Origin of the sequence: Actinomyces sp. oral taxon 849 str. F0330 (assembly GCF_000239715.1) — a bacterium.
GTDB classification, from domain to species: Bacteria; Actinomycetota; Actinomycetes; order Actinomycetales; family Actinomycetaceae; genus Actinomyces; species Actinomyces johnsonii.
The window spans coordinates 385,425-411,530 of the sequence record NZ_JH470350.1; the positions used below are offsets into that span (position 1 = coordinate 385,425).

The 26,106-nt window shown below is 66.7% G+C and carries 25 protein-coding genes; 13 read left to right on the forward strand and 12 right to left on the reverse strand.

The window, feature by feature from the left end; genetic code table 11:
- Positions 1–33: 33 nt before the first annotated feature.
- Together dnaG and HMPREF0975_RS05520 are read right to left on the reverse strand one after the other, a co-directional pair.
- Complete coding sequence (gene dnaG / locus HMPREF0975_RS05515) at positions 34–2,049, reverse strand: DNA primase (RefSeq protein WP_009233160.1); 2,016 nt, start codon at positions 2,047–2,049, stop codon at positions 34–36.
- Positions 2,050–2,105: 56 nt separating this feature from the next.
- Complete coding sequence (locus tag HMPREF0975_RS05520) at positions 2,106–3,425, reverse strand: deoxyguanosinetriphosphate triphosphohydrolase (RefSeq protein WP_009233161.1); 1,320 nt, start codon at positions 3,423–3,425, stop codon at positions 2,106–2,108.
- 188 nt (positions 3,426–3,613) lie between these two features.
- Here HMPREF0975_RS05520 and HMPREF0975_RS05525 point away from each other — a divergent pair, with 188 nt between their 5' ends.
- The 5 genes from HMPREF0975_RS05525 (at position 3,614) to HMPREF0975_RS05545 (ending at position 10,077) form a co-directional block, all read left to right on the forward strand.
- Positions 3,614–4,840: a hypothetical protein gene (locus HMPREF0975_RS05525; RefSeq protein WP_009233162.1), complete on the forward strand. Its 1,227-nt coding sequence runs from the start codon at positions 3,614–3,616 to the stop codon at positions 4,838–4,840.
- A gap of 112 nt (positions 4,841–4,952) precedes the next feature.
- Positions 4,953–6,236 (forward strand): sugar ABC transporter substrate-binding protein, encoded by a 1,284-nt coding sequence (locus HMPREF0975_RS05530; protein ID WP_009233163.1) that lies wholly within the window; start codon positions 4,953–4,955, stop codon positions 6,234–6,236.
- A gap of 100 nt (positions 6,237–6,336) precedes the next feature.
- The gene (locus HMPREF0975_RS05535) at positions 6,337–7,914 is read left to right on the forward strand and encodes an ABC transporter permease subunit (protein WP_009233164.1); all 1,578 of its coding nucleotides are present in this window, start codon (positions 6,337–6,339) and stop codon (positions 7,912–7,914) included.
- 33 nt (positions 7,915–7,947) lie between these two features.
- Positions 7,948–8,865: a sugar ABC transporter permease gene (locus HMPREF0975_RS05540; protein WP_009233165.1), complete on the forward strand. Its 918-nt coding sequence runs from the start codon at positions 7,948–7,950 to the stop codon at positions 8,863–8,865.
- A gap of 198 nt (positions 8,866–9,063) precedes the next feature.
- Positions 9,064–10,077 carry a LacI family DNA-binding transcriptional regulator gene (locus HMPREF0975_RS05545; protein WP_009233166.1) on the forward strand — a complete coding sequence of 338 codons (1,014 nt, stop codon included), beginning with the start codon at positions 9,064–9,066 and terminating at the stop codon, positions 10,075–10,077.
- 58 nt (positions 10,078–10,135) lie between these two features.
- Here HMPREF0975_RS05545 and HMPREF0975_RS05550 read toward each other — a convergent pair whose 3' ends face one another.
- A complete protein-coding gene (locus tag HMPREF0975_RS05550) occupies positions 10,136–11,386 on the reverse strand; it encodes a glycerate kinase (protein ID WP_009233167.1) in 1,251 nt (416 codons plus the stop codon).
- A 40-nt stretch (positions 11,387–11,426) separates the two neighbouring features.
- Positions 11,427–12,815, reverse strand: a complete 1,389-nt coding sequence (locus HMPREF0975_RS05555; protein ID WP_009233168.1) for a dipeptidase — start codon at positions 12,813–12,815, stop codon at positions 11,427–11,429.
- Positions 12,816–12,856: 41 nt separating this feature from the next.
- On the opposite strand from HMPREF0975_RS05555, the gene HMPREF0975_RS05560 reads away from it, so the two are divergent.
- The gene (locus HMPREF0975_RS05560) at positions 12,857–13,465 is read left to right on the forward strand and encodes a DUF3043 domain-containing protein (protein WP_009233169.1); all 609 of its coding nucleotides are present in this window, start codon (positions 12,857–12,859) and stop codon (positions 13,463–13,465) included.
- Positions 13,466–13,561: 96 nt separating this feature from the next.
- Here the strand turns inward: HMPREF0975_RS05560 and HMPREF0975_RS05565 are convergent, their stop codons facing one another.
- Positions 13,562–14,626 (reverse strand): quinone-dependent dihydroorotate dehydrogenase, encoded by a 1,065-nt coding sequence (locus HMPREF0975_RS05565; protein WP_009233170.1) that lies wholly within the window; start codon positions 14,624–14,626, stop codon positions 13,562–13,564.
- A gap of 157 nt (positions 14,627–14,783) precedes the next feature.
- On the opposite strand from HMPREF0975_RS05565, the gene ypfJ reads away from it, so the two are divergent.
- The 3 genes from ypfJ (at position 14,784) to HMPREF0975_RS05580 (ending at position 16,803) form a co-directional block, all read left to right on the forward strand.
- Positions 14,784–15,689 carry a KPN_02809 family neutral zinc metallopeptidase gene (gene ypfJ, locus HMPREF0975_RS05570; protein WP_009233171.1) on the forward strand — a complete coding sequence of 302 codons (906 nt, stop codon included), beginning with the start codon at positions 14,784–14,786 and terminating at the stop codon, positions 15,687–15,689.
- Positions 15,690–15,880: 191 nt separating this feature from the next.
- Entirely contained in the window at positions 15,881–16,390 is a 510-nt protein-coding gene (locus HMPREF0975_RS05575; protein WP_009233172.1) for a flavodoxin family protein, read from the forward strand.
- Between the two features lie 53 nt (positions 16,391–16,443).
- Positions 16,444–16,803, forward strand: coding sequence for a hypothetical protein (locus tag HMPREF0975_RS05580; protein ID WP_009233173.1), 360 nt, complete (start codon positions 16,444–16,446; stop codon positions 16,801–16,803).
- 96 nt (positions 16,804–16,899) lie between these two features.
- Here the strand turns inward: HMPREF0975_RS05580 and HMPREF0975_RS05585 are convergent, their stop codons facing one another.
- The 5 genes from HMPREF0975_RS05585 to HMPREF0975_RS05600 form a co-directional block, all read right to left on the reverse strand.
- Positions 16,900–18,426 (reverse strand): polyamine aminopropyltransferase, encoded by a 1,527-nt coding sequence (locus tag HMPREF0975_RS05585; RefSeq protein WP_009233174.1) that lies wholly within the window; start codon positions 18,424–18,426, stop codon positions 16,900–16,902.
- 10 nt (positions 18,427–18,436) lie between these two features.
- On the reverse strand, positions 18,437–18,682 hold the full coding sequence (locus HMPREF0975_RS05590) for a DUF350 domain-containing protein (RefSeq protein ID WP_009233175.1): 246 nt from the start codon (positions 18,680–18,682) through the stop codon (positions 18,437–18,439).
- A gap of 51 nt (positions 18,683–18,733) precedes the next feature.
- Positions 18,734–19,501: a hypothetical protein gene (locus HMPREF0975_RS14770; RefSeq protein WP_083840726.1), complete on the reverse strand. Its 768-nt coding sequence runs from the start codon at positions 19,499–19,501 to the stop codon at positions 18,734–18,736.
- Complete coding sequence (locus tag HMPREF0975_RS05595; RefSeq protein ID WP_198009148.1) at positions 19,498–19,836, reverse strand: S-adenosylmethionine decarboxylase family protein; 339 nt, start codon at positions 19,834–19,836, stop codon at positions 19,498–19,500. Before HMPREF0975_RS05595 ends, HMPREF0975_RS14770 begins: the two co-directional genes overlap by 4 nt.
- A 124-nt stretch (positions 19,837–19,960) precedes the next feature.
- Positions 19,961–20,713 (reverse strand): hypothetical protein, encoded by a 753-nt coding sequence (locus tag HMPREF0975_RS05600; RefSeq protein ID WP_009233178.1) that lies wholly within the window; start codon positions 20,711–20,713, stop codon positions 19,961–19,963.
- 190 nt (positions 20,714–20,903) lie between these two features.
- Between HMPREF0975_RS05600 and HMPREF0975_RS05605 the strand changes: the two genes are divergently transcribed.
- From HMPREF0975_RS05605 to HMPREF0975_RS05620, 4 genes are all read left to right on the forward strand, one after another.
- A complete protein-coding gene (locus tag HMPREF0975_RS05605; protein WP_039892976.1) occupies positions 20,904–21,743 on the forward strand; it encodes a MerR family transcriptional regulator in 840 nt (279 codons plus the stop codon).
- Positions 21,744–21,812: 69 nt separating this feature from the next.
- Positions 21,813–22,811, forward strand: coding sequence for an ABC transporter ATP-binding protein (locus tag HMPREF0975_RS05610; RefSeq protein WP_009233180.1), 999 nt, complete (start codon positions 21,813–21,815; stop codon positions 22,809–22,811).
- On the forward strand, positions 22,808–24,436 hold the full coding sequence (locus HMPREF0975_RS05615) for a membrane protein (RefSeq protein WP_009233181.1): 1,629 nt from the start codon (positions 22,808–22,810) through the stop codon (positions 24,434–24,436). The genes HMPREF0975_RS05610 and HMPREF0975_RS05615 overlap by 4 nt, the downstream gene beginning before the upstream one ends.
- A 240-nt stretch (positions 24,437–24,676) precedes the next feature.
- Positions 24,677–25,072 carry a DUF488 domain-containing protein gene (locus HMPREF0975_RS05620; RefSeq protein ID WP_049939474.1) on the forward strand — a complete coding sequence of 132 codons (396 nt, stop codon included), beginning with the start codon at positions 24,677–24,679 and terminating at the stop codon, positions 25,070–25,072.
- A gap of 105 nt (positions 25,073–25,177) precedes the next feature.
- On the opposite strand, the gene HMPREF0975_RS05625 is transcribed toward HMPREF0975_RS05620, so the two are convergent.
- Both HMPREF0975_RS05625 and sufU read right to left on the reverse strand, forming a co-directional pair.
- Positions 25,178–25,573 carry an iron-sulfur cluster assembly protein gene (locus HMPREF0975_RS05625; protein WP_009233183.1) on the reverse strand — a complete coding sequence of 132 codons (396 nt, stop codon included), beginning with the start codon at positions 25,571–25,573 and terminating at the stop codon, positions 25,178–25,180.
- 55 nt (positions 25,574–25,628) lie between these two features.
- Entirely contained in the window at positions 25,629–26,105 is a 477-nt protein-coding gene (gene sufU, locus HMPREF0975_RS05630) for a Fe-S cluster assembly sulfur transfer protein SufU (protein ID WP_009233184.1), read from the reverse strand.
- Position 26,106 lies beyond the last annotated feature (1 nt).

Genomic DNA, 26,106 nt, shown 5'->3' on the forward strand with positions numbered 1-26,106 from the left:
ACCCGCACTGCCTGCTCGGGCGGACGACAGTATTCAGGCTCCCTGCCGAATCTGCATACGGCGCTGTTCGAGGGCGGCGATCTGCGAGAACAAGTCGCGGTAGCCCTCGTCCTGCGGGGACATCCGCCGGTGCCGCGAGCGCATTTCGACGAGCCGGCGGTTGATTCCCATGACGGTCAGGGAGCTGAGCACGCCTCTGGCGTAGCGATCCAGTCCCGAGGCGTCCACCTCTGTGCCGCGTCCCCGAATCGTCGGCAGTGGCAGAGGGGCCACGGCGAGCTCGGTGATGGCCGCCTCGACCAGGCCGATGGCGCCGTCACGCACCTGCTGGAGCCAGCGCAATGTGGCCCGGCGCTGCGCCTCCTGCTCCCCCATTCCAGCGGCCACCGCCTGTTGTACGAGCCCGGGCACTTCTCCTGTGCCTCCGGCGGCGGCGACGGCCTCGTAGACGGCACGGTGGATGAGCTGGCCGAAGGAATCGGCACCCAGCTCGTCGGCACCGGCCCGGTGAGCGGCCACCGGGAACTGGACGATGACCGCCAGGGCCTCGCGCTCGAGCTGCTCCACGGGGTCGGTCACCGGCGGCAGGCCGCGCACCGGGGCGGCGGCGTCGGGGCCCGCCGTTTCATCTGCGGGCCACTGACCGCCGCGCTCCGCGGAAATCCGGTTGCCTTGACGCTGGGCGGTCTGAACCGCGCCGTTGACCTCTGCGTCGGGCAGTCCCAGCCATCCGGCGAGTCTGCGGGTGTACTCGCGTTTGAGCGCCCGGTCGCGGATTCCGGCTACGACCGGCGCCGCCGAGCGCAGTCCCCGAACCCGGCCCTCGGACGTGTCCAGGTCCAGGTGGGACAGGGAGGTGCGGATGACGAACTCGAACAGCGGCACTCGCCTGGACAGCAGGCGTGGAATGCCCTGGTCGCCCTCCTTCATGCGCAGGTCGCAGGGATCCAGTCCGCTCGGGTCGACGGCCACGAAGGTCTGGGTGGCGAAGCGCTGGTCCTCGGCGTAGGCGCGCAGGGCGGCCTTTTGACCGGCGGCGTCTCCGTCGAAGGTGAAAATGACCTCGCCTCCGCGAGCCTCGCGCCCCTGGCCGGTGACGACGCCCGCCGCGGGGTCGTCGATATCGCCCAGGAGGCGGCGCACGACTCGCACGTGGTCGGCGCCGAAGGCGGTTCCGCACGTGGCAACGGCCGTCGTCACCCCGGACAGGTGGGCAGCCATGACGTCGGTGTAGCCCTCGACGACGACGATGCGGTGGGAACGGGCCACTTCCCGTTTGGCCAGGTCCAGCCCGTAGAGGACCTGGCTCTTGTGGAAGACGGGGGTCTCGGGGGTGTTGAGGTACTTGGGACCCTGGTCGTCCTCGGAGAGCTTGCGAGCCCCGAAGCCGACGGTCGCCCCGGTGACGTCCCGGATGGGCCAGATGAGGCGGCCCCTGAAGCGGTCGTAGACGCGGCGCCCGTCCTGTCCGCCCCGACTGCACAGTCCGGAGTCGACCAGCTCGGCCTCGGTGTAGCCGGCGCCGCGCAGGTAGCGGGCAAGATTGTCCCAGCCGGCCGGAGCATAGCCGACGGCGAAGTGCGCGGCGGCGTGGCGATCGAAGCCCCGGGCGGTCAAGAAGTCGCGACCCGTCTGGGCCTCCGGGGTGGCGAGCTGCTCGCGGAACCAGGCCTCGGCCAGGCGGTTGGCATCCATGAGGCGCTGACGGGTTCCCGGCTCCACGCCGCGTCTGACGGCTCCGCCCTCCTCGTAGCGCAGCTGGACGCCGGTGCGGTCCGCCAGGTACTCGATGGCCTCGGCGAAACCGAGGTGGTTGATCTTCTCGATGAAGGCAATGACGTCCCCGCCCTCACCGCAGCCGAAGCAGTGCCAGTACCCGAGCTGGGGGCGGACGTGGAAGGAGGGGGTGCGCTCGTCGTGGAAGGGGCACAGCCCCTTGAGGGAGCCGACACCGGCGCTCTTGAGGGTCACGTGCTCGCCGACGACGTCCTCGATCCGGGCGCGCTCGCGCACCGCCTCGATGTCCTCGCGCCTGATCAGTCCCGCCACAGGTCCATCGTAGGCGAGACCGCCGACATCCTGCGCAGGCGCTTAGCGGTGCACCGCTACACCTCGGAGAACATGCCGCACAGCCGGGCGTGCCAGGCGCGCGCAGACGTGTCCGTCAGGGAGGCGATCTGGTCGACGACCACTCGCAGGCGCTCGTCGTCGTTCTCGGCCCGGTGCCAGGCGTCGGCCAGGACGGGGTCGATCGCCCCGCCGTCGCCGGTCATGAGGACGTCGGCCAGATCGAAGATGAGAGTGCGCTGGCGCAGGTAGACCGGTTCGTGCTCTCGGGGCTCCATGACGTAGCGAACGGCGATTCCCTTGAGGAGGAGGATCTCGGCGGCCGTCTCCTCGGGGATGACGAGTTCGGCCCCGTACCGGGTCAGGGGTCCATCGCCGTAGGCCCCGCGGGTCGCGGTGGCGACCGCTGAGACGAAGCGGCCGATGATCTCGCTGGTGAGGTTCTTCAGGTGTGCGGCGCCGGCCACTGAGCCGTTGTAAGAACGGATCCAGTAGGGCTGGCCGGACAGCCTCTCGAAAGCCGCTCCGAGGGCGGCGGCGCTCAGGTCGGTGCCGTACCAGGCCCGCGTGGCCTCGAGCAGCTCATCGACCTCGTTCGGGTCGGTCAGGCAGGCCGGGTCCATGCGTCCCAGGGCGATCGCGTCCTCGACATCGTGGACGGAGTAGCCGACATCATCAGACAGGTCCATAATCTGGGCCTCGATGCAGCGCCTGCCCTCCGGAGCCCCCTGGCGCATCCAGGCGAAGATGTCAGCGTCGTCGTCGTAGGCGGAGTACTTGCGCGCGCTGCGTCCGCTCGGACCGCCCGGTCCCCCACCCTTGAACCAGGGGTACTTCGCGACGGCGTCGAGGCTGGCGCGGGTGAGGTTGACGCCCACCGGCCGTCCGGCGTCATCGAGGGTCTTGGGCTCCAGACGGGTGAGGATCCGGAAGGTCTGGGCGTTGCCCTCGAACCCCCCTATTTGGCGGGCGACGACGTCGAGCGCTTTTTCGCCGTTGTGCCCGTAAGGCGGATGCCCCAGATCGTGGGAGAGACAGGCTGCGTCGACAACGTCGGGATCACATCCCAGCGCCTGGCCGAGGGCACGCCCCACCTGTGCCACCTCGAGGGAGTGGGTGAGCCGGGTTCGTACGAAATCGTCAGCGGACGGCCCCAGGACCTGGGTCTTGGCGCCGAGGCGCCGCAGCGCGGAGGAGTGCAGAACTCGAGCCCGATCGCGCTCGAAAGGTGTGCGTTGAGGATTCTTCGCCTGCTCGTGAACAAAACGCTCAGCGTCCTCGGATCGGTATCCGGCTGGGCCAAAACCACCGTTTCCGTCGATACGCACAGACTCGGACTCAGATTTCTGCACTGACATGGTCACAAGGTAGCGCAGAAGCGGGTTACGATAGTCGTCACCATTCCGACACCTCCGACACCGTCTCAAGGGAGCAACGGCAACCGATCTCCACAGCGCGTGGTCGCCGCGCACCCTCGAGACACCGACGAAGCACTCTTAGGAGTGTCACTCCTGGGCGCGAGCCCAGCGGAAGGGAGATACTCGCTGTGACCACGACCACCACTCTCGTTCACCGACCCTACGACGGTCCGGAGGAATGGTGGCGCCACGCCCTGGTCTACGAGATCCCCTCACCGGCCCTGGGAGCCGCCGATCTGAGACGAACGGGCCCCATTATCGACCACGCACTCAATCTGGGAATGGACGCGGTGCTCATTCGTCCGAGCCTGCTCGACGTCAGCTCCGAGATGGACTCGATCCGCGGGTTCATCGACAACGCACGCACCCAGGGACTGCGCACCATCGTGCGTATCTCCGGCGCACTCGGGCCGATCACCGGCCCCTACGCCAAACAGACCACCGGCTTCGTCACAGGGCTGGAGGGCGATGGCGATGACCTGCTGCGCCGCTCGGAGGCCTACCTGCAGGCGGGGGCGGCCGGAATCGACCTGGGCACGATCGTCCCACCCCAGGTCACCCGCGAGACGCGGCTGGACCGTCTGAGCGCCTACTTCGCCATGCTGCACGGCCAGCTGGCCGAGTACGTGGAGGACGGCATCGTCGGCGCCGACGTGACCGCCGACTACCCGGACTCACTGCGCCACCACCTCCAGGACGACTGGATCCACCATCTACGTGACGACTGCCTGACCCTCACACGCTGGGACGCCGAGTCGATCACCTCCCACCTGACCCGATCCCTCGATGAGCACGACCGCTTCGGCGCTCCGCCCACCTGGCGCTTCCTGCCCCCTCACATCCTGTCCGAGCATTTGGACCCCGGGGACGGTCAGCGCTGGTACTCCGTCGCCCATGACGAACGGATGCTCCGGGCACTGGCGCTGCAGGCCATGATGCTGGCCCTGCCCGGATCGCTCTACCTGCGCCAGGGCGACGAGATCGCCCTGTCCGACGCCGACAAGCCGACCGCTCCCCTGGATCTGGCCGAGATGGTGGCAGAGCATGCTCAGGCGCAGTCCTCGCAGTTCGGGTCCCCCGCCGCGACCGTGCGGCATGCGGCCCACGTGCGCGACAAGTACAACCTTGCCTGCGCACCCCTGGCCTTCGTCACCGGACTGGAGTGGTGCCCGCCGCGGGCCCTGGCTTTCCTGATACGCGGCGTACTGGTGGTCGTCAACACCTCGGACTCCCCGGTTGTCCTGCCGGCCGAGGCCAAGGTGCTGCTGTCGTCCCAGTCCTTGCGGCAGGACCAGGGACAACTATTCGTTCCTCCGACGACGACGACCTGGCTGGAAGCCGCGACTGTGGCCTAGAACACTCAGTTGCAAATTCTATTCATCTATTGCAATCATTGCATTAACCAGTTAAATTGTGGTGCCAGGCGAGGAACTCCTCGCTCCGGATCCGATTCGAAGGAGAATCCCTGTGGCACCCACCCGCCGGTCCTTCCTGACGATGGCCACCGTCGCCGCCACTGTTTCAACCGTTGCAGCTTGTTCCAGCTCCCAGAAGGCCGCCGGCGCTGCCGCCTCCGGAGGAGCCAATCAGCAGGCCTCCGGCTCTTCCGGAGGTGATGCCAATGCCGACCTGGTCATCTGGGCTGACCAGAAGAAGGCCGACTCGCTCAAGGAGATCGCCAAGAGCTGGGGACAGGAGCAGGGCATCACAGTGGCCGTCCAGATCGTCGCCAATGATCTGCAGCCCGCCTTCATCACGGCTAACCAGGCGGGCAACGGCCCCGACATCGTGATGGGCGCCCACGACTGGATCGGCAACCTGGTGCAGAACAGCGCGATCCGGCCAGTCGTCCTGAGCCCCGAGGCCGAGGCCAACTACTCCGACATCGCCCTCAAGGCGGTCACCTACGACGGCCAGATCTACGCCACTCCTTACGCCGTCGAGTGCCTGGGGTTGTTCGTCAACAAGGCCCTGACCCAGGTCACCGAGCCGGCCACCATCGAGGAGATGGTCGAGGCCGGCACGGCCGCCGGTACCGAGCTCATTCTCTCTCAGGCAGTCGATGAGAAGGGCGATGCCTACAACATGGAGCCCATCTACACCGCCGCCGGAGGCTACCTCTTCGGCAAGAATCCTGACGGCTCCTACAACTCCAAGGACCTGGGTATCGGCAAGGAGGGCTCGATAAGGGCCGCTGAGAAGATCGGACAGCTCGGCAAGCAGGGGGTTCTAAGGAAGTCGGTCACTGCCGCCAACCACATCTCCCTGTTCACCGACGCCAAGGCGCCCTACCTCATCTCCGGGCCGTGGGCCCTGGCGGACATCAAGAAGGCCGGCATCGACTACCAGCTCACCAGGATCCCGGGTTTCGGGGACATCGAGGGCAGCCAGGCCCGCCCCTTCGCCGGCGTCAACTGCTTCTACGTCGCCTCCAACGGAAAGAACAAGGCCTTCGCCGAGACCTTCGTGGCCGATGCCGCCAAGGACATGACCTTTGCGGCTTCGATGTTCCCCTCCAATGAGCTCCCACCGGCGCAGAAGGACCTGGCCGAGAAGCTCAGGGCGGAGCAGCCGGACATGGTCACCTTCGCCGACATGTCCGCCCAGGCGGACCCCATGCCCGCGATCCCGGCCATGTCCTCCGTGTGGGAGCCGTTCGGGCGGGCCCAGGCCAACATCGTCGCAGGCGCTGACCCCGCCAGCACCATGGCGGGGGTCGGCGAGACCATCCGGGCGTCGATCGACGGTTGATCCGCCCGGTCCCGGCCCCATGCGCTCAACTGCACGCACCTAATTCGATCCCACAGTTCTTCTTAATTGCTTTCCCACTTCTGGAAAGGACCTGCAGATAATGACGTCCGCGTCCACAACGATCCCACGGGACAAGACCACGACCATCAGAGGCGTCATCGGACGCATCGCGGTCCTCTCCCTTACACTGGTCGCCGCGATCTACCTCGTCCCGCTCCTCATCGCCTACCGAATGTGGATGTGGCTGGGAATCGTCGCCCTCGCCACGGCAGCCATGTTCCTTCTGTACTCGACCAAAAGGTTCGTACCGGCCAAATACCTCTTCCCGGGCACGTTCTTCCTGACCGTCTTCCTCATCGTCCCGATCGTTCTGACCGTCCAGACCTCCTTCACCAATTTCGGGGACGGATACCGGGGAACCAAGGAGGAGGCGATCACCGCCATCACCAACAACTCCATGGTTCGCACGGAGGACTCCCCCACCTACGGCCTGTCAGTCGCCACCGACGGTGACGTCACCCAGGGGCCCTTCTCGTTGTTCCTGGTCAACCCGCAGACCAAGGAGGTCATGCGCGGAAGCGATGGGAAGAAGATGGAGAAGATCGATTCCTCCACCGTCACCATCGACAACGGCGTAGTCACCAAGGCGGACGGATACACGATCCTGACTCCCAAGCAGATCAACACCGCCTACGAGGACATCACCTCCATGTCGGTACCCTTCTCGGACAAGACGACGGTCAAGGTCCAGGGCGTGCGCACCGCCTTCGAGGGAACGAAGCGAATGGTGTATGACAAGTCCTCCGACACCATCACCAACACCGGCACCGGGGATGTCTACTCCGTCAAGAAGGTGGGCCTGTCCGAACACTTCGTCAACGCCAAGGGCGAGAGCCTGGCCCAATCCTGGAAGCAAAATGTCGGCCTGGCCAACTACTCCCGGCTCTTCACCCAGGGAAATCTGGCATCCCAGTTCCTCAAGGCATTCACCTGGACCATAGTGTTCGCCTTCGGCTCGGTGCTGCTCACATTCGGCCTCGGTTTCTTCCTGGCCCTGACGCTCAATGACGACCGGATCAAAGGTAAGAAACTCTACCGCTCCTTCCTCCTGCTGCCGTACGCCGTGCCCGGCTTCATCTCGCTGCTCGTGTGGTCGAACTTCTACAACCAGGACTTCGGCCTCATCAATCAGTTGCTCCACCTCCACATCCCGTGGTTGTCCGACCCGACCATGGCGAAGATCGCCGTCCTACTGACGAACACCTGGATGGGCTTCCCCTACATGTTCATTGTGTGCACCGGGGCCCTGCAATCCATCTCGGGGGACGTCAAGGAGGCCGCCAAGATGGACGGGGCAAGCGGGCTGCAGGCGACGTGGCGCATCATCACCCCGCTGCTGCTCGTCGCCGTCGCTCCTCTACTGGTGAGCACCTTCGCCTTCAACTTCAACAACTTCAACGCCATTCAGCTGCTGACCGAGGGCGGTCCCTTCCCGGCCGGAGAGTACACGCGCGGCGGCACCGACATTCTCATCTCCATGATCTACCGGATCGCCTTCGGCCGTTCCGGCTCGGACTTCGGATTCGCCTCGGCCGTCTCGGTCATCCTATTCGCCGTCACCGGCGTCCTGGCCGCCCTGCAATTCCGAGCAACCAAGAAGCTCGAAGACGTCAACTGACCCAGCCGATTGTGGAGAGAACAGAGGATCACCATGAGCACCGCATCCAAATCCGCGTCCAACAGCTCCGGAGCGGCTCCTGCCGCTGAGAACCACATGTCCTTCTCGCGCTGGTTCCGTGAGATCGGCTGGAGGCACGTCGTCGGCGTCGTCGCACTGGTCTTCGCCGCCTTCCCTGTCCTTTACGTCATCTCCGCCTCCCTCAACCCGCTGGGGACAGTGGCCTCCACCGGCCTCATCCCCACCAAGGTGAGTCTGGTCAACTACCAGAACCTGCTATCGGGGACACGCGGTCCCTTCCTGCGCTGGTACCTCAACACGATCGTTATCTGCGCAGTGGTGGCCACCGCCCAGGTTTTCCTGTCGCTGCTGGGCGCCTACGCCTTCTCCCGCTTCCGCTTCACGGGGCGCCGCGGCGGTCTGCTGGCCCTGCTCCTGATCATGATGTTCCCCGCGATCCTGTCCATGATCGCCATCTACACCATGATCTCGCAGATCGGCCAGGTGGTGCCTGCCTTCGGCCTCAACACCCTGGCCGGTTACAGCCTGGCTCTCATGGGCGGGGCCCTGGGGCAGGTGTGGCTCATCAAGGGAACCTTCGACACGATCCCCCGAGAGCTCGACGAGGCGGCAATCATCGACGGCTGCACGCACTGGCAGGTTTTCAGGATCATCCTGCTGCCGACGCTCAAGCCGATCATCGCCACGACCTTCCTGCTGGCCTTTGTGGCTGTCATCAGCGAGTTCCTTCTGGGGTCCATCATCCTGACCGACAACTCCCAGAAGACCCTGGCTGTGGGGCTCTACGGCATGCTCACTGGTGACCGCTCCAACAACCTGGGCATCTTCGCCGCCGGCGCAGTTCTCACCATGGCCCCGGTGATCGCCCTGTTCCAGTACCTGCAGCGCTATATCGTCGGCGGCTCGATCTCAGGGGCGGTCAAGGGCTGATCGCGGCTTGTGGGAACCTCCGCCCGGCCCGATCCAGCGGCTGCGGCTCCGGGGCGTGCGATACCCGATCGCACGCCCCGGATTCACGCAAATGTGCCCTGATCTGCGATGATTGCGGGTGGGGAGCCGGACGACGAGCCACCGTCAGTTCGCGCGAAGCGGCTCCTCGACCTTCATTGATTCTCGTAGGATTCACTTATGCCACAGAGACTCACCCTCACTGACATCGCCGACCAGGCGGGTGTCTCCACCGCCACCGTCTCGCGCGTGCTCAACGGAAAGTCCAACGTGGCCGATTCGACTCGGCGGCAGGTGCTCGCAGCACTCGACATCCTGGGCTATGAACGACCCGAGTCCGTGCACCAAACCTCCCGGGGCCTTATGGGACTGATCGTGCCGGAACTGAGCAACCCGATTTTTCCCCTGTTCGCCCAACAGATCGAGCAGCTCCTGGCCCCCTCTGGGCACACCCCCCTGCTGTGTACCCAAACCCCCGGGGGCATCAGCGAGGACGAGTACGTCGAGATGCTGGTGGACCGCGGCGTCGCGGGAATCATCTTCGTCTCCGGACGTCACGCGGACACCACCGGCGACGTCACCCGTTATCAGCGTTTGCGCGAGCGCGGCGTGCCCCTGGTCACGATCAACGGCAACGCGCCAACCATCAAGGCCCCGGGCTTCGCCACTGATGACCGCCGGGCGACCCGGATGGCGGTGGACCACCTCATTGCCCTGGGTCATCAACGTATTGGACTCGCCATGGGACCGATGCGCATGGTGCCGGCTCAGCGCAAGCGTTCCGGCTATGAGGACGCCATGACCGAGGGGCTGCCCGGCGAGCTGTTGCGAATGGTGGAGACGCTCTACACCTACGAAGGGGGCGTTAGCGCTGCACTGCACCTGCTGGAGCAGGGCTGCACGGGCATCGTGTGCTCCTCAGACGTGATGGCTCTCGGCGTGGTCCAGGGGGCGCGTCAGACCGGCAGGTCCGTGCCTCACGACGTCTCTGTCATCGGCTACGACGACTCGCCGCTCATCCCCATGACCGACCCGCCGCTGACCACGGTGCGTCAGCCCGTGGACGCCATCTGCCGGGCAGCAGTGTCGACGCTGCTCGCCCAGCTCGGCGGGGAACGGCCGAGCGACACCGAGATGCTGTTCGCCCCCGACCTCATCGTGCGGGACTCGACCGCGGCGGCCCCGATCGACTGACCCTTCTTCTCCTCCCGCAGTGGGGCTCCCCGGCAGAGAGGCGGCGGAGTTCCCCGACTCAGCGCGACCAGGTCCGGGCCAGTCGCGCCCCCAGGTCCGTCAGCCGCGCCTCCAGCGCATCGGGACTGCCCGCGTCCCAGGACTCGACGGAGTGGGGCTCTTGCACGCTGTAGGAGGTGGAGATACCGGCACTGGCCAGCTCGCCGCGAGTAGTGGCGCAGCGCCCGCACACCAGGGCACAGGGCAGTGCCTGCGAGGCGGCGTGCTGCCCGACGACGCCGACGATGCTGTCGGCCAGAACGTCGTAGAGCTCACCCGACGCCGTGACCACGAGGTCCTGGCCGAGGACCGCCTCGGGAAGGCCGAGGATCTCCGCCATGACGCGGGCGCCGGGCCTCGCCCACGTGCCCAGGGCCCGCAGCGCCATCGCGCTGCCACCAGCCGCCCCCGTTCCCCAGACGGAGGCGCCCAGCCGGCCCATCCCTCCGGAATCCGCGGCGGCGGAGGCCGACGGCATCTGTGCGCCGTCGAGTGCGGAGACGACGGGGAGCGTTCTCTGCCCGCCGGAGGAGCTTTTCCGGATGGCGCTGGTCGCATTGACGGCTTCCGTGGCCGCGGCGCAGGCACGGCGATCCAGTTCCTGGGCCTGCCGGGGCCCCAAGGAGGTCACGTCGGCCAGTGCCGCCCCGGCGCCGTTCATACCCCCCAGGGCGATGTCATCGGCCAGAACCAGCCCGAGGCTGCGGCCGGCCAGAAGGTCCATGGCCGCAGCGACGCCGCCGAGAGCATCGAGCGCTCCTGCCCCGCCGTCGTGGACAGCCGAGCGCGACAGTCCGACCAGGAGCGTGTCGGAGGAGTGCGTGCGGCTCAGGGCGGCGCCGATGGCCTGTCCCAGGCCGTATGTGCTGCCCTGAAGGGCCTCCTGGGTTCCCTCGTCTGGATCGGCGGGAAGCGCCAGGAGCCGGGCGGCGTCGAGGAACCAGGTTCTGCCCTCGCCGGGGCGCCGGCTCCCCGCTCGCTGAGGACCGGGAACCAGCCGCACCAGGTCGACCTCCCGGACTTGTCCGAGCGGCCCCCGCCCCTGAATGGCCTCGCGGGAGGCGATCCGCTCCGGGCAGATCGCCTGGGCCGAACCCGGGCCGCCGTCGACCATGGGCAGAAGGGTCAGAACATCGTCCGGCCGGGACGAGCGCCAGCCGCGCGCCAGGCAGCCGGCGACGCATCCGGCCGGCAGGCCGCCTGCCGATCCGACCACGGACACTCCGGCGGGTTCAGGCCACAGGCCGCCGGGAGCGAGCAAGACCCTCATGCCGTGACCGTCGGGCCGTGGGCGCTGCGGACGGGGCTCGTCACGAGGAGATGGCCCCACTGAGGCGGGCCAGGAGGAGCGCCTCGGCGACCACGATGCGCTCCAGCTCGCCCAGGTGCATGGACTCGTTCTCGCTGTGAGCGCGGGTGTCGGGGTCCTCGATCCCGGTGACGAGCACCTGGGCGTCCGGGAAGGTCTCCTTCAGGGTGGCGATGAAGGGGATGGAACCGCCCTGGCCGATGTTGACGGCCTCGGTGGCCCAGGCGGTGGACAGCGCCCAATGGGCCGCTTCGGAGGCGGGAGTGACCTCGGAGCCGTCGAAGGCGGGACCGGCCTCGCGGCCGCTGACGGTCAGCCGGCCGCCGAAGGGCACGTGCTTCTCCAGGTGGGCGGCCAGCGCCTCCTGAGCCTCGACGGGATCCTGCCCGGGGGCGATTCGCAGCGAGAGGCGGGCGGTGCACGAGGGGGCCAGGACGTTACCGGCCAGATCCAGAGGAGTGATATCCATACCGATAAGGGTCAGGGAAGGCTTGGTCCACAGCCTCGCGGTGAGGTCGCCGGTACCGGCGAGCTCGACGCCGTCGAGGACCCCGGCGTCCGCACGGAAGTCGGCCTCCGGGTAGTCCGGGAAGTCGGCGTCGGCCCGGGACCGGCTGATGAGCCCGCAGATGGCGACATCGCCGGACGCGTCGTGGCAGGAGGCGATCAGGCGGCACATGGCGGTGGCGGCGTCTAGGACAGGACCGCCGTACTGGCCGGAGTGAAGCGCATGGTCGAGCATGTCGAGACGGACGTCGACCTGGACGACGCCGCGCAGCGAGGTCGTCAGGGAGGGGGTGCCGACCTTCCAGTTTGAGGAATCGGCCACGACGATGACATCGGAGGCCAGCCGGTCTCGATAGGTCCTCAGGAAGTTTTCGAATGAGGGGCTGCCGACCTCCTCCTCTCCCTCGACGAAGACAGTCACTGAACAGGGCAGCTCACCGGCAGCCAGGGACGCCAGGGTGCGCAGGGCGTGAGCGTGGGTGATGACGCCGGCCTTGTCGTCGGAGGTGCCACGACCGAAGAGCCGCTCGCCGCGCCGCTCGGCGGTGAAGGGGTCGACCTGGTCCCAGCCGGCCGGGTCGCCGACGGGCTGGACGTCGTGGTGGGAGTAGAGAAGGACGTGCGGACTGCCCTGGGGCCCCTCCTTGTGGGCGAGGACGGCGGGCCTCCCCGGGGTGCCGTCCGGAGTGGGCACGGAGAGGATCTCGGCATCCAGGCCGCTGTCGCGCAGAAGCGCGGCGACGGCCTCGGCGGAGCGCCGGACCTGGGCCTGGTCATGACTGGAGGCGGAGACCGAGGGGATCGCGACCAGGTCTGTCAGGTCGGAGACGATGGCGGGCATGGAGGTGTGCACGGCGGTGCGCACGGCATCAACGGTGATCATGGTTTTCAGGGTATCGCGCCGCTGCCGCTAGTCTGTGCACCGTGAGCCTGTTCAAGAAGCGCAGCCAGACCCCCGAACCGGAGCCTGCGGCCGAGCCCAGCCCCAAACCCGTTGGCAAAGGGCGCCCCACTCCCAGGCGCAAGGACCAGCAGGCCAAGAATCTGCACCCCGTGGTTCCCAAAGACCGTCAGGCCGCTAAGCGGGAGGCGCGGGCGGCCCGTGACGAGGCCTGGAAGCGGCAGAACGAGGCGATGGTGACCGGTGAGGAGAAGTACCTTCCATCCCGGGAGAAGGGGCCGGTCAAGCGCTACATCCGCGACTACGTCGATGCGCGCTTTAACCTGGGCGAGTTCTTCATGCCTCTCGTCTTCGTCTTGCTCATTTTCTCCTTCGGGTTCAGCCGTATCCTGCCCCAGTACCCGATGGTCAGCTTCTACGTCGTGCTGGCGATGAACGGCTACCTGCTGCTGGCGATCGCCGATGCCGCTTGGTGCTGGCACCGGTTGCGCCAACGCCTCGTCAAGAAGTTCGGAGCCGAGCGGGTCAAGGACGAGGGGACGATCTTCTTCTATATCATGTCGCGCTGCTTCATGCTGCGGCGCTGGCGCCGTCCGGCTGCCCTGGTCAAGCGGGGCCAGTACCCGTCCTGACCTTTTCCGACCGGTTCCCCCCGGCGGGGCGCCTCATGGGCCCGAGCAGCTGGTAGTCCTCCATGGAAAAGCGCCCCGTCTGAAGAAAAACGGGGGTCAGCGCCATGCACGGCCCGCGGATCCGGCCGGGACGGTGGCCAGGGCCCGGTTGATCCGCCCCGGCCAGGCCGGCCCGTTGTAGATGAAGGCCGTGTAGGCCTGGAGCAGGTCCGCTCCGGCGTCGAGCATGAGCTCGGCGTCCATGATGGAGGAGATGCCGCCGACGCCGATGATGATGGGTCCCTCCCCCAGCCTGCCGCGCAGGCGGCGCACGACCTCCAGGGAGCGGGGCAGGAGCGGCGCACCGGACAGACCGCCCTCCCCCAGGTCGTGGTCGATGGTGGTGTTGGTGGCCACGACTCCATCCAGCTCCAGATCCAGGACCAGGTCGGCGACGGCGTCGAGATCCTCATCGGCAAGGTCCGGGGCGATCTTGACCAGGAGCGGGACGTGGCGCCTCGCCGCGCGGTCCGCGGCCTCGCGCACCGCCTCCAGGATCGGGCGCAGCGCCTCGACGCTCTGCAGGCTGCGCAGCCCGGGGGTGTTGGGACTGGAGACGTTGACGACGAGGTAATCGACCCAGCGGGCAACCGCGGCGGCCGAGTAGCGGTAGTCCTCAACCGCGTCCTCAAGGGGTGTCACCTTGGTCTTGCCGATATTCGCGCCGACGACGATGGAACGCCCCCGCGGTGTGCGGCGCAGGGCGCGCAACCGCCTGGCGGCTTCGTCGGCACCGGAGTTGTTGAAGCCCATGCGGTTGCGCACGGCCCGCATCTGGGGGTAGCGCCACATGCGGGGCTTGTCGTTGCCGCCTTGAGCACGGGCGGTGAAGGTGCCGACCTCGATGAAGCCGAAGCCGAGCATGTCCAGGCCCTCAATGGCCTGCCCCTCCTTGTCCATTCCGGCCGCGAGCCCCAGGACGCCTGGGACGGGGCGGGCGAAGGGGCCGCCCTGGTTAGCCGAGGGCACGGGGAACGCCGGTCGGCGCCCCCACATCTGGCGCACCACGTCCCTGACGAGGGGAACCTTGCCGGTCACCTCGATCGCGTCCATGCACACATCGTGGATCAGCTCGGGGTCGATACGGGTCAGGACGGTCTTGTACAGCAGGTCGTAGAGCACGGTGCCAGGCTACCCCGGCGCGGTTAATACGACCCCGCAGCCGCGCTCGGTCCGGGCGGTCTCGCTTCTGGTGGTCCTTGCTTCGCGCCGGGGGCGGTATCACGGTAGCGTGGGGGCAGTTCGAGCCCCATCACAGGTGTGTTCTCAGAGGTGGTCCGTGTCCTTCAACCGCGATATCCAGATCGATCCCAACCGGGTCCAGACCCGTTCCGGCGGAGGCCGGGGCGCGATGATCGGCGGCGGCTCGATCCTGACCGTCATCGCCGTCGTCCTCATCTCCCAGCTCACGGGGGTGGACCTGTCCGCCATGCTGGGGGCGCAGCAGGCTGGGAGGACGATATCGACGACCTCGTCGATCGATACCTCTATGTGCACCAGCGGGGAGAGTGCCAACAAGTACACCCAGTGCCGCATGGTGGCCACCGCCGAGTCCCTCGACGCGGTGTGGACGGACCAGCTGCCCGCCCAGGCGGGGCTCACCTACGCCAAGCCCGAGTTCGTCCTGTGGGACGGCACCCGGATCTCCTCGGCCTGCGGCAACGCCTCCTCGGCGGTGGGGCCCTTCTACTGCTCGGGGGACCAGACGGTCTACCTGGACATGAGCTTCTTCTCCGAGATGGAGAAGTCGCTGGGGGCCACGGACACGCCCCTGGCGGAGGAGTACATCGTGGCCCATGAGTTCGGCCACCATATCCAGCACCTGACCGGGCAGATGGCCAAAGCCGACCGCTCGGGCAGCGGCGCGACGTCGGACTCGGTCCGCCTGGAGCTTCAGGCGGACTGCTACGCGGGAATCTGGGTCAACCACGCCTCCTCCACCCCCGACCCGGAGACCGGCAAACCCTTCCTCAACCGTCCCAGCAGCGAGGAGATCAACGGTGCGCTGGGAGCGGCCGAAGCCGTCGGTGACGACCACATCCAGGAACGGGCCAAGGGGCACATCGACTCCGATACCTGGACCCATGGCTCGTCCGAGCAGCGCGTTCGCTGGTTCACCACCGGGATGAACTCTGGCTCGGTCCAGGCCTGCAACACCTTCGCCGTCGACGCTTCCCAGCTCTGAGACGGACGCGGCGACGCCGTTCGTCGCTCTCACTCGTCTCCCCTCTCCACCGATCTCCGCGGCCTGACGGGGCCTGTCGCCTTCTGAGCGGCGGGCCCCGTTTGCGTGCGACGTGGCGTCACACCCGACGCTGTGATCATGACGCATTCAGCACCGGCGTCATCACCGGTACCGGCCCTTAGGAGGAGACCATGGCCACGGCACTCATCGTTGTTGAGTCCTACTTCGGCAATACCCGGCTCATCGCCGAGGCTGTCGCCGCTGGGATGATCGAGGGAGGCGTCGACACCCAGGTCGTCGACGTCTCCCAGGCTCCGAGTGCCCTGCCCGCAGACCTGGATCTGCTCGTGCTGGGAGCCCCCACACACAACCGGGGCCTGCCGACTGCGGTCTCACGGACCAAGGCCCGTGAGCAGGCAGGGTCGGGCGAGGCATCCCCCGGGATCGGCGAGTGGCTGGCGACCACGGCGATCCCGGCATCCACCGACGCCGCTGCCTTCGACACGGTCATCTCCAAGGGATGGCTCAGCGGTTCAGCGGCCAAGGCGATCGCCAAGGCGCTGCAGCGTCATCAGGGTCGGCGGACGTCGTCGGTCAGGAGCTTCGTGGTCACGGCGAGCAAGGGTCCACTGGCCGATGGAGAGAAGACCGACGCCCACAGCTGGGGGCGGGAGCTCGCGGCTTCAGCCAACGGCAGATAGACAGACGTCTTGGCGACAACTGCGCATCGCATCATCGAAAGGAAAGCAACAACATGACAGCAACGAACCACGACAAGTCGACCCGGCCACAACTGAGCGGACGAAACATCGCCGGAGCATGCCTGGCCGTCTGCGGCCTCCTCATCATCATCTGGGGAGGAACGCTCGAGTCCGTCAATGTACTGAGCCCCGACTTCATGAGCTTCGCCGTCAGCGGGCTGGTGATCGTCGCCGCCGGGGGATGCCTGGCGACGGCACTTCCTCGCGCTGCTCGCGTCGCACTCATCTGGCTGACAACGCTGACATCGATGCTCTATCTGTTCATCCTCGGCATGGCGGTCATCGTGTCCCTGATGAGCTGTGTGATGATCGCCGGGATCGCCGCCTGGCTGACCATCAGAATCCTGAGATGAGAAAGCGGCCGACCTCGGTGCGGTGACGACGTAGCGGCGAAGTCGCTTCCGGAACGATTCAGACCGAACCGACTTCGCCGCCTCTTCCCGGGTGATTCAGTAGTAGCGCCACTGCCGCATGTCTCGGTTGTAGACCTCGACGATCCGCGGATGCAGGAGAGTAGATGGCTCCATGGTCTCGGTGCGGGCCGGTTTGGTTCGCATGATGAACTCCAGGGTCTTCCGGTCCTGGTAGGTCAGTCCCTCGGGCAGCGGCTGGCTGATGAGGTTCTGCGGCGTCTTGGTGGACAGCACGAAGCCCCACTCCCCGAAGGAGGGGATGTTGGTCGAGAAGGGCAGAATCTGCCGATCCGGTTGGGAGGTGGCAACGGTGCTGGCCACTGTGGAGAAGGCGTGGGGCGAGAAAAAAGTGGAGGTTGCCTGGGTGACCATGACGCCCTCGGGAGCCAGCCGCGCTTCGACATTCCGGTAGAACTCGGTGGAGTAGAGCTTGGCGAGCTTCTCGTTGGAGGGGTCGACCAGGTCGACAAGAACAACGTCGTAGGTCGCCCCGGAGTCCCGGACGTAGGTGAAGGCGTCGTCGTTGACGACGCTCACTCTGGAATCGGACAGGGATGCCTTGTTGAGGTCCTTGAGCAGGCGGTTGCTTCGCGCCAGCTCGGTGACGCCGGGATCGATATCCACGATGGTAACGTCCTTGACGCTGGGGTAGCGCAGGATCTCCCGCGCCAGCAGACCGTCACCGCCACCGAGCACGAGGATGTGCGCAGGATCCTTCACCGAGGTCATGGCGCTGGCGGACAGGGTCTCGTGGTACCTGGCCTCGTCCAGGCTGGAGAACTGGAGCTGTCCGTTGAGGTACATGCGCAGGTCGTTGCGGTAGTCGGTGAGGACCACCTTCTGGTAGGCGGTCTGCTGGTAGTAGACGACCGGGTCGTTGTAGGTCAGCGCCTCCACGCTGCGCTCGATGCGGTTGGCAGCCGCAAACATGCCGACCAGTGCCACGACGGCGGCGGTGGCCGCCCACAGGATCTTGCGAGGTGTGCGCACCTGGAGCAGGACGAGGACCGCGACCAGGACGTTGAGCGCCCCCACGAGGTAGGCCCCGCGCATGAGGCCGAGCTGCGGCAGGAGGATCAGGGGGAAGACCAGGGAGGCGACCAGTGAGCCGAAGTAATCGATGGCCATGACCTTGCCGAGCAGCTCGCTGGTCGAGCGGCGCCCGAAGGCGGCGAAGGTCCGCACCAGCAGCGGAATCTCCAGGCCGATGAGGATGCCGATGGTCAGGCTGATACTGCCGAAGACGACCCAGTGCAGGCGGGTGCGCCCGAAGGCCAGGTACAGCAAGAGGACGGAGTTGCCGCCGATGAGGCCCAGAAAGACTTCGCTGACGCCGAAGACGACCGCTGGTGCGGCGCGGAAGCGGTTGACCAGCAGCGAGCCGATCCCCATTCCGAACAGGGTGATACCGGTGGCGAGGCTGAAGCTGAGGACGGAGTCGCCCAGGAGGTAGGAGGCGGCCGTACCCAGGATGAGCTCATAGATGAGCCCGCCGATCGCGGCGAGCAGGGCCGCGGTGAACAGGGCGACGTTCTCTCGTCGTCCGATTCGGCCATGGGTCATGGCGAGCCGCTCAGCTCAGGATGGTGGCTGCGATGATGATGGCGATGGCCATGGCCGTACCGGCGAAGGCGAGCCCCAGGCCGATGTTCTGGTCTTCGATGAGCTCGCGCCTGAGATCAAGACGGAAGATGCGGTTGACGAGCAACGCGAACACCATGAGCAGGACGACTCCGAGCACCGCGTAGACGATGGTGCTGAGCAGTGACTGCCAGTTGAGGTCGACCGATGAGTGGTGAGCGATGGTCATGAGCGACATGTCTTCTCCTTCGTGTATGAACAGTGAGAGGATGAGGATCCAAATTCTTCACTATTTTCCGACGCCACCACCTCCGCCTCCGTAGACCGAGCGGTTCCGGAAGAAGGAACCGCCTTCCGCGGGATTGAAACCGTCATCATCATTCCACTCGAGGATCGCCATCAGAATGAGAAACGGAATGATCCAGAATAGAGGTGACTTCCAACTACCCCGAAGTCTAAGGCCCACCAAGGAGAGCCACCGGGCAAGCCGTCGTGCGACGCCTGGCACCCACCACGGTCGATACACGGGTCGACCGAAGACCTTGGACTGCTGCTCAGGCGACAGGGCCGCTGTGCGATAAGCCTCATGCTCCCGGCGGCGATGCTCATCGATCACGATACTGGAAAGCGGCTTCCTCGCCCCTTTTACCCGGAACTCGACGCATGTCGTTGTTGTAACAGCTCCTGTCAGATGTGGGATGGTTCCAGTCTCGTGTTCAATATCGGCCCGGTATACATCCTTGACCTCAACGGTATACGATCGAGCATTGGCCTTCAGCTGCCGAGTCTGACCGACCTCGAGCGTGCGCGGATCGATCGTCGGCCGAATAGGAACCGGCTCGTGCAGCACCACCTCGTTGGCTTCACGATTGATCTCAAGCCAGAGCTCCTTACCGTTCTCGTCGAGGAAACGCCATTGCTCGCAACGGATGCGGCGCGCATCTGCCTGGTTCCTCCGTTGAAGAAGAATCCTGCCCATCACGGTGTAGGTGCGACTCTTTTCTCGCAAAGTTCCCCGAAGCGTCTCGCCGACTCTCAGATCACCTCTGATACTCACAGCGTGGTCCCCGAGCTGATCACGTGCCGGGCTCGCAAACGCCGACGCACCATCTCCCCCACAGCCTCGATCTGCGCGGGGGTCAGCGTGCGGCAGCTGGTGAGCGTCACGTAACCGTCGCCGGACTCGGGCCAGGTGTGGGCGGCGATATGCGACTCGGACAGAATGATGACGGCGCTCAGACCCTGGGGCTCGAACCGGTGGTGCGCAGTGGAGACGGCTGTCAGTCCCGCTTCCCATGCGGCGTCGAGGAGAATCGACTCGACGGTGGGGAGATCATTGAGCGCGTGCGGCTCAGCCCCACTGATCTTGTAGCTGACAGAACACAGACTCACCGCACTCACGCAAGCACGGTAGCAACATGGACGGTGCCCGACAAACGGGGCGAGATCCCCATCTGCGCCTGCCCGGCTTCTGAAACGCGCGATTGGAATGCCGTCGCCCATGGGGTATGCGGGGCTATTTTCCGACGCCGCCTCCGCCGCCTCCGTAGACAGGGCGGTGGCGATAAGTCCGGGAGGAGCCGGTATCCGAGGTACTGGTGGAATCGGCGCCGCCACTGAACTGACGGTTGGGAGAGCATGAGGAAAACATCCCGACGACCAGCGCAACGCTGACGATCGCGCCGACGAAAGCACCCCTGATGACCTTACGGTTCATCTCACCACCGACGGGCCGTCTGTTGTAGAGGACGCGTCCGAAGAGCTGCTTCTGCTGGGCAGTGGACAAGGGTGTCTTGCGGTAGGCCAGGAGGTCACGGAAACGGTGGCTGTCGATGGTCAGCCGGCTGGTCACACCGGCCGGGTCTGTCAACCGCAGCTCGACGTAGGTCATGGTCTCGCCGATGTTCAGCGGGCACACCGGAGAGCCAATGGCGTTCTCGAGCGTGCCTGTGGTGACCTCCTCAACGAGAGCCTGGTGAGGAGCGCCGTTGATCGTCAGCTGCAGCCTCTGGCCGACGGTCAGGGCCCACGGCTCAATCGTCTCCTGCAGACGAACGGGCTCGTAGAAGAGGATCTCGCCGGGGTCGTGGTCGAGCTCGACCCAGGTGTCGGCGTTGCTGCCACCAATGAGCTGCCACTCCTCCCAGTAGTAGAAGCAGCGGTCCTCGGTATCCCACTCCTTGAAAAGCAGGCAGCCCCTGACCGACAGGGCGCCTGCACTTCCCTGCAGCATGTCGCCGACCTGCAGGTTGGCTCGCGTGCCGTTCACCAGGACCCTCCCGTCTGCGCAGGACAAGACGGTGCAGCACTGCCATCGTTGAAGCCTGACCCGCCTGTCATCACGCGGGCACAGTAGCAACGTAGGCATGCCCCGGCAAACGGTTCGCACTCCCCATGGTCAACCCCCACCAAGTGGATCCGAGCGGATCATGATCCAAGTACCGTGTGAGACTGTCCCCATGCGCGTTGCTGAGATCGCCGAGTTGACCGGGACGACGGTGCGTACGGTGCGCTACTACCACTCGCTGGGGCTGCTTCCGGTTCCCGGTGAACGTGGTGGCTGGCGCGACTACGACCTGGGCCATGTGGCCCGGCTCTCCCGAATCCGCTGGTTGGTGCAGGCAGGCGTGTCGTTGGAGACCATCAGGCGCGTCCTCGACGAGCCCGAGGCGACCGGCGTCGAGCGGATCGACGACGCACCCGCGGCCGGAGCGGCTGGTGCGCGTTCGGCAGCCGGTTCCGTTGTCGAAGACCTGGCCGAGGCCCTGGCCGCCGTGGAGGATCACTTGGCTGAGGTGAGCAGGCAGAGAGACATGCTCTCCGGTCTGCTGGAGCGAGCCAGAACTGGTTCGACTGTCTCACCGATGTCCCCGCGTATGGCGGCATTCTTCGACCGGCTGGAACAGGCCGCTCCCGATGAGGCCACCCGTTGCGCTGTGCGCAAGGAGCGGGACCTGACCGACCTGGCCTGCTACCGCGGTCAGATGCCGCCGGAGGCAGAGTTCCTCTTCGTCGACCCGGATCCTCGCTACGACGCCGAGTCACTGGCCCTCTATTCCCAGGATCCGACCGAGCTGTCAGACGCGCAGATCGAGCAGCGCGCACGGGACATGGTGTCCCGATTGGAGGCTCGGCTGACACCTGAGCACCTTGCGGACCTGGCGAACAGCGTCGACACCGAGGCGGTACAGGCGCTCTTCCGCCTCATCACCACTACCGGCTACCCCGACGCACGACTCACCCGGACCTTGGAACGGGAGTTTCTCACCGCGATCGATCGATGGCGCCCGAGCGAGTAAGCGGCACTTGCCCAGATGCTGCCGCGTCGGCTTTGCGTACGACGCAGCGTCACACCTCACCCTGGGGTCATGCCAACGATCGCAGCCTCCCCTTCAGTGTCCGTACTGCCCGCACGGCATCACTCCCCTGCCATTGACGCCTCAGGGCTGGTCAAGACCTTCGGCTCCCTCCGCGCGCTCGACGGTCTCGACCTGGAGGTGGAGACGGGGCGGATCCACGGTTTCCTGGGCCCCAACGGTGCGGGGAAGTCGACGACGATCCGCGTCCTTCTGGGCATGTACCGCCGCGACAGCGGCGTGGTGCGGGTTCTGGGCATGGATCCGCGCTACGACGCCGAGCGGATCACACGTCGGTGCGCCTACGTTCCCGGAGACGTGGCGCTGTGGCCCACGCTCACGGGGGCGCAGACCCTCGATGCCCTCGCCGCCCTGCGCAGCGGGCGCGACCGGGCGCGCGAGGCCGACCTCATCGAGGCCTTCCGCCTGGATCCCAATAAACCGGTCCGCTCCTACTCCAAGGGCAACCGGCAGAAGGTCATACTCGTGGCCGCGCTGGCCGCGCCATGCGACCTGGTGATCCTCGATGAGCCGACCTCCGGACTCGACCCGCTCCAGGCGGAGGTGTTCGTGGAGGCTGTGCGGTACGCGGCAGGCCAGGGGCGCACGGTGCTCATGTCGAGCCACATCATGGCCGAGGTCGACCGCCTGTGCGACTCGGTGACCATCATCAAGGACGGGCGAACCGTGGAGTCGGGGCGGCTGGAGGAGCTGAGGCATCTACGCGCCTCCCGGATCACCTGCGTGCTGCCTCCCGAGCAGAGCTCGTCTTCCGGCCGACGTCGGTGGTTGCGATTACCGCGCCGTGAGCGCGGCGCCCAACGGGAACTAGCCAAGGATCCCGCCCTGCCCCAGCCCGACGCCGAAGGGCGCCTGAGCGTTTCGGTTCCCGCCGACCGCGTCCCGGTGACATTGCAACGGCTGCTGGCTGCAGGCGCTCAGGAGGTCACCTGCACCCCGGCCTCCCTGGACGAGGTCTTCCTCCAGCACTACGAGGCGGCGGCACGATGAGCGCTGCTGCGCGCAGTCTCGCTGCGATCTGGCAATCATTCCGTCTGGCGGTATCCCAGGATCGGGTCTGGCTCATGGCACTGCCCGTGGTGACCGGGCTCATGACCGTACTGCTGGCACCCGGTTACGGCGACACCTACGCCTCACCGGAAGACCTGGCCCGGGCAGTGGCCTCGGCCCAGGTCTCCGATACCTCCCGCTTCCTCTACGGCGGACTCTCCGCCTCGGCGGGCATCGTCCAGGTGGCGGCGTGGGAGCTCGGAGGGCTGACATGCCTGGTGCTGAGCGTCGTCATCTCCCTGCGCTCGATCTCGCTGACGCGCGCCGCGGAGGACCTGGGGCGCACCGAGCTGCTCCGTTCGACGGGAACCGGCCCTGCGGCGGGACTGGTGGGACAGGGACTCACACTGGCCCTCCAGTGCCTGCTCCTGGGAATTGGAGCAGGTGCAGGGCTACTTGCTCTGGAGGAGGCGGATGGCACCGACGCCGCGACCTATGGGGCGGTACTCACCGCCAACTGTCTGACGGTGTCCTTCGCGGCGCTCGTCGTGGCGCAGCTGGCTCCCGATGCCGCCGCGGGCCGCAGCATCGCACTGGGCGTTGTGGGGCTCCTGTACTCGGGCAACGGGATGAGTGCTTCCAAGGACTGGGACTGGGCGGGATGGGTCTCACCCTTCCGTCTGAGGACGGAAGCGGATCCCGGCGGGAACAACTCCTGGACCCCCATCCTCATCGCGGTAGCGGCCGGCATCGTCATGCTGACGCTGGCCGGGGTGCTGGCCTCTCGCAGAGATCTGGGTCAGGGGCTGGTGCAGCTGCCCGTGAGGCGCTCGTCATCGCTGAGGGTCAGTGGACTCCTGACTTTGGCCATCAGGCTCAACAGGCGCCAGTGCCTGGCATGGGCGCTCCTGGTCTCGCTCGTGGCCGGGGTGCTGGTGTCGATGGGCGGCGGCGTCGTCGATCTGGCCCGGCGGGGCGGTATCAGCGGAGGATCCCTGGGGGCGCTTCTATCCGGAGACGACCCGGGCGAGGCATTCCTGAGGTACATCGGGCAGCTCGCCGGGGCGCTGGCCGCGGCCCAGGGCGTGTCCCTGGCGCTGCGCTACAGCGGGGATGAGCGCTCCGGATGCCTGGAGACGGCGGTGGCCACCGGGAACCGGCCCCTACGGGTTCTGCTCGCCTCATGGCTGGTGTCCGCGCTCGGCTCCGGGCTGACGCTCAGCTGTGCGATGTTAGCGGCCGGGTACGTCGGTCGTTCCGAGCTGGATACGGACATGATCGACGCCGTGCGCTTGGTAGCCGGCCAGTGGCCCGCCGCTCTGGCGTCGGCGGCGATCGGCACGGCGCTGTGCGGGGCCTGGCCCAGGGGACGCGGACTCGCCTGGGCACCGGTGCTGGCGGGACTGGGGGTCGCGCAGCTCGGCGGCGTCCTCGATCTTCCGACGTGGGTTCGAGATGCCGGTCTTCTCGCCCAGGCGGGTGAGAGAGGGAGCCTGTGGCTGGTCGCCATCATGGCAGCCAGCCTGTTGATTGCGGCCTACTGCGTGACTCGCCGCGATATGGACCTGGTTGCCGCCTCGCAGCGATCTCTCATCCACCGGGCGTCATCGTCCGCAATCTCTTAGAACCATGTGCCTGATACAGCGGCCTGACGAACCCCAGCCGGCTCACCTGAGGTAGGCCTCCCAGTAGCCCGGCCTCGGCTCGATCTGCTCAACGACGTCGATCCACAACCCACTGGGATCGGAGAAGCCGAACCGGCGCTGGAGGACACCATGGCAGCGTTGCACCAGCTACTCGGCTCACTGAGATCTGTGAGATCTGATGGCACCGCACTGGTTGCGAAGCGGGCTACAGTCGAAGACATGAGTGATCAACTTCCTTCTCCCGACAACGTGATCCTCAAGGGCATCCGAGAAGACCCCGACGCCGACGACGGGACGCGGGTCCTGGTGGACCGGCTCTGGCCCCGGGGCGTGTCCAAGGAACGTGCCGACCTGGACGAGTGGGCCAAGGACGCCACCCCCACCACCGAGCTGCGCCGCGCCTTCCACCACGGCGACCTGCCCTGGCCCCAGTTCGTCGACGCCTACCGGGCCGAGCTCACTGAGCGGCCCGAGGCCGTCGCCGCCGTCGAGCACCTGCGATCCGAGGCTCTGAAGGGGCGAGTGACGCTCCTGTTCGCCGGCCACGACCACGTCCACAGCCACGCGCGCGTCCTACGCGAGGCCGTCCTCGGCATCGAGGAGGGCCTGCGCTGAGCGCGGCCGAAGCCTCGTCGCGCTCACAAAAGCCGCCCGCACGCCGGAGGCGACCGATGTGCGGGCGGCTTCAGGAACTGACCGGGAGTGTTCTCCGGAGGGCTCTCAGACGTTGAAGCCCAGGGCGCGCAGCTGCTCGCGGCCCTCGGGGGTGATCTTGTCCGGTCCCCACGGCGGCAGCCACACCCACTGGATGCGGACCTTGTCAGCGATGAGCGATAGGGCCTGTTGGGCCTGTTCCTCGATGACGTCGGTCAACGGGCAGGCGGCGGTCGTCAGGGTCATGTCGAGCACGACGGTCCCGTCGGGCTCGATGGACACCCCGTAAAGCAGGCCGAGGTCAACGATATTGATGCCGAGCTCGGGGTCGATGACGTCTCGCAGAGCCTCCTCGATGGCGGCGACGTCGACGCCCTCGGCGCTGGCGACGGGGGCCGGTGCGTGCTGGGCGGCCATGGGGTTGTCGGCGGCAGCCGGCACCCCGCTGGGGTTCTCGCTCATGGCTTCTCCTTCTTCCTCGGAGGTTAGACGGTGGTCAGGCAGTGGGGCGGTCGGGCTACTCGGGATCTGCCGTCTCGGCAGCCGGCAGGGCGACGCCGGACTTGGCCAGTGCGTCCTTGAGAGCCATCCAGCCCAACAGAGCGCACTTGACACGGTTGGGGTACTTCGAGACGCCCTCGAAGGCCGCTCCGTCCTCGAGGTCGTCCAGGACGGCGTCGTCGACGCCCTTGCCACGCGAGTGCATGAGGGTGTCGAAGTCGGCCTCGAGGCGGGCGACGGTGGCCAAGTCGACGCCGTCGACGAGGTCGTGCATGACGGAGATGGAGGCCTGGGAGATGGAGCAGCCGTCCCCCTCCCAGCCGACAGCCTCGATCCTGCCGTCCTTCACACGCACCCCCAGGGTCACCTCGTCGCCGCAGGTGGGGTTCACCTGGTGGCTGGTGGCGTCCGGGGTATCGAGGGCACCGGAGCCGTGGCGCTCGCGGGAGTGGTCGAGGATGACTTGCTGGTAGAGCTGGTCTAGTTCGTTCATG

Excerpts from the sequence above, each read along its gene's own strand:
- HMPREF0975_RS05535 (WP_009233164.1), top strand. The coding sequence starts at position 6,337 with ATGACGTCCGCGTCCACAACGATCCCACGGGACAAGACCACGACCATC.
- HMPREF0975_RS05605 (WP_039892976.1), top strand. The coding sequence starts at position 20,904 with ATGCGCGTTGCTGAGATCGCCGAGTTGACCGGGACGACGGTGCGTACG.
- HMPREF0975_RS05575 (WP_009233172.1), top strand. The coding sequence starts at position 15,881 with ATGGCCACGGCACTCATCGTTGTTGAGTCCTACTTCGGCAATACCCGG.
- HMPREF0975_RS05545 (WP_009233166.1), top strand. The coding sequence starts at position 9,064 with ATGCCACAGAGACTCACCCTCACTGACATCGCCGACCAGGCGGGTGTC.
- HMPREF0975_RS05580 (WP_009233173.1), top strand. The coding sequence starts at position 16,444 with ATGACAGCAACGAACCACGACAAGTCGACCCGGCCACAACTGAGCGGA.
- HMPREF0975_RS05610 (WP_009233180.1), top strand. The coding sequence starts at position 21,813 with ATGCCAACGATCGCAGCCTCCCCTTCAGTGTCCGTACTGCCCGCACGG.
- sufU (WP_009233184.1), bottom strand. The coding sequence starts at position 26,105 with ATGAACGAACTAGACCAGCTCTACCAGCAAGTCATCCTCGACCACTCC.
- HMPREF0975_RS05620 (WP_049939474.1), top strand. The coding sequence starts at position 24,677 with ATGAGTGATCAACTTCCTTCTCCCGACAACGTGATCCTCAAGGGCATC.
- HMPREF0975_RS05550 (WP_009233167.1), bottom strand. The coding sequence starts at position 11,386 with ATGAGGGTCTTGCTCGCTCCCGGCGGCCTGTGGCCTGAACCCGCCGGA.
- HMPREF0975_RS05555 (WP_009233168.1), bottom strand. The coding sequence starts at position 12,815 with ATGATCACCGTTGATGCCGTGCGCACCGCCGTGCACACCTCCATGCCC.
- HMPREF0975_RS05615 (WP_009233181.1), top strand. The coding sequence starts at position 22,808 with ATGAGCGCTGCTGCGCGCAGTCTCGCTGCGATCTGGCAATCATTCCGT.
- HMPREF0975_RS05625 (WP_009233183.1), bottom strand. The coding sequence starts at position 25,573 with ATGAGCGAGAACCCCAGCGGGGTGCCGGCTGCCGCCGACAACCCCATG.
- HMPREF0975_RS05590 (WP_009233175.1), bottom strand. The coding sequence starts at position 18,682 with ATGTCGCTCATGACCATCGCTCACCACTCATCGGTCGACCTCAACTGG.
- HMPREF0975_RS05585 (WP_009233174.1), bottom strand. The coding sequence starts at position 18,426 with ATGACCCATGGCCGAATCGGACGACGAGAGAACGTCGCCCTGTTCACC.
- HMPREF0975_RS05540 (WP_009233165.1), top strand. The coding sequence starts at position 7,948 with ATGAGCACCGCATCCAAATCCGCGTCCAACAGCTCCGGAGCGGCTCCT.
- HMPREF0975_RS05520 (WP_009233161.1), bottom strand. The coding sequence starts at position 3,425 with ATGTCAGTGCAGAAATCTGAGTCCGAGTCTGTGCGTATCGACGGAAAC.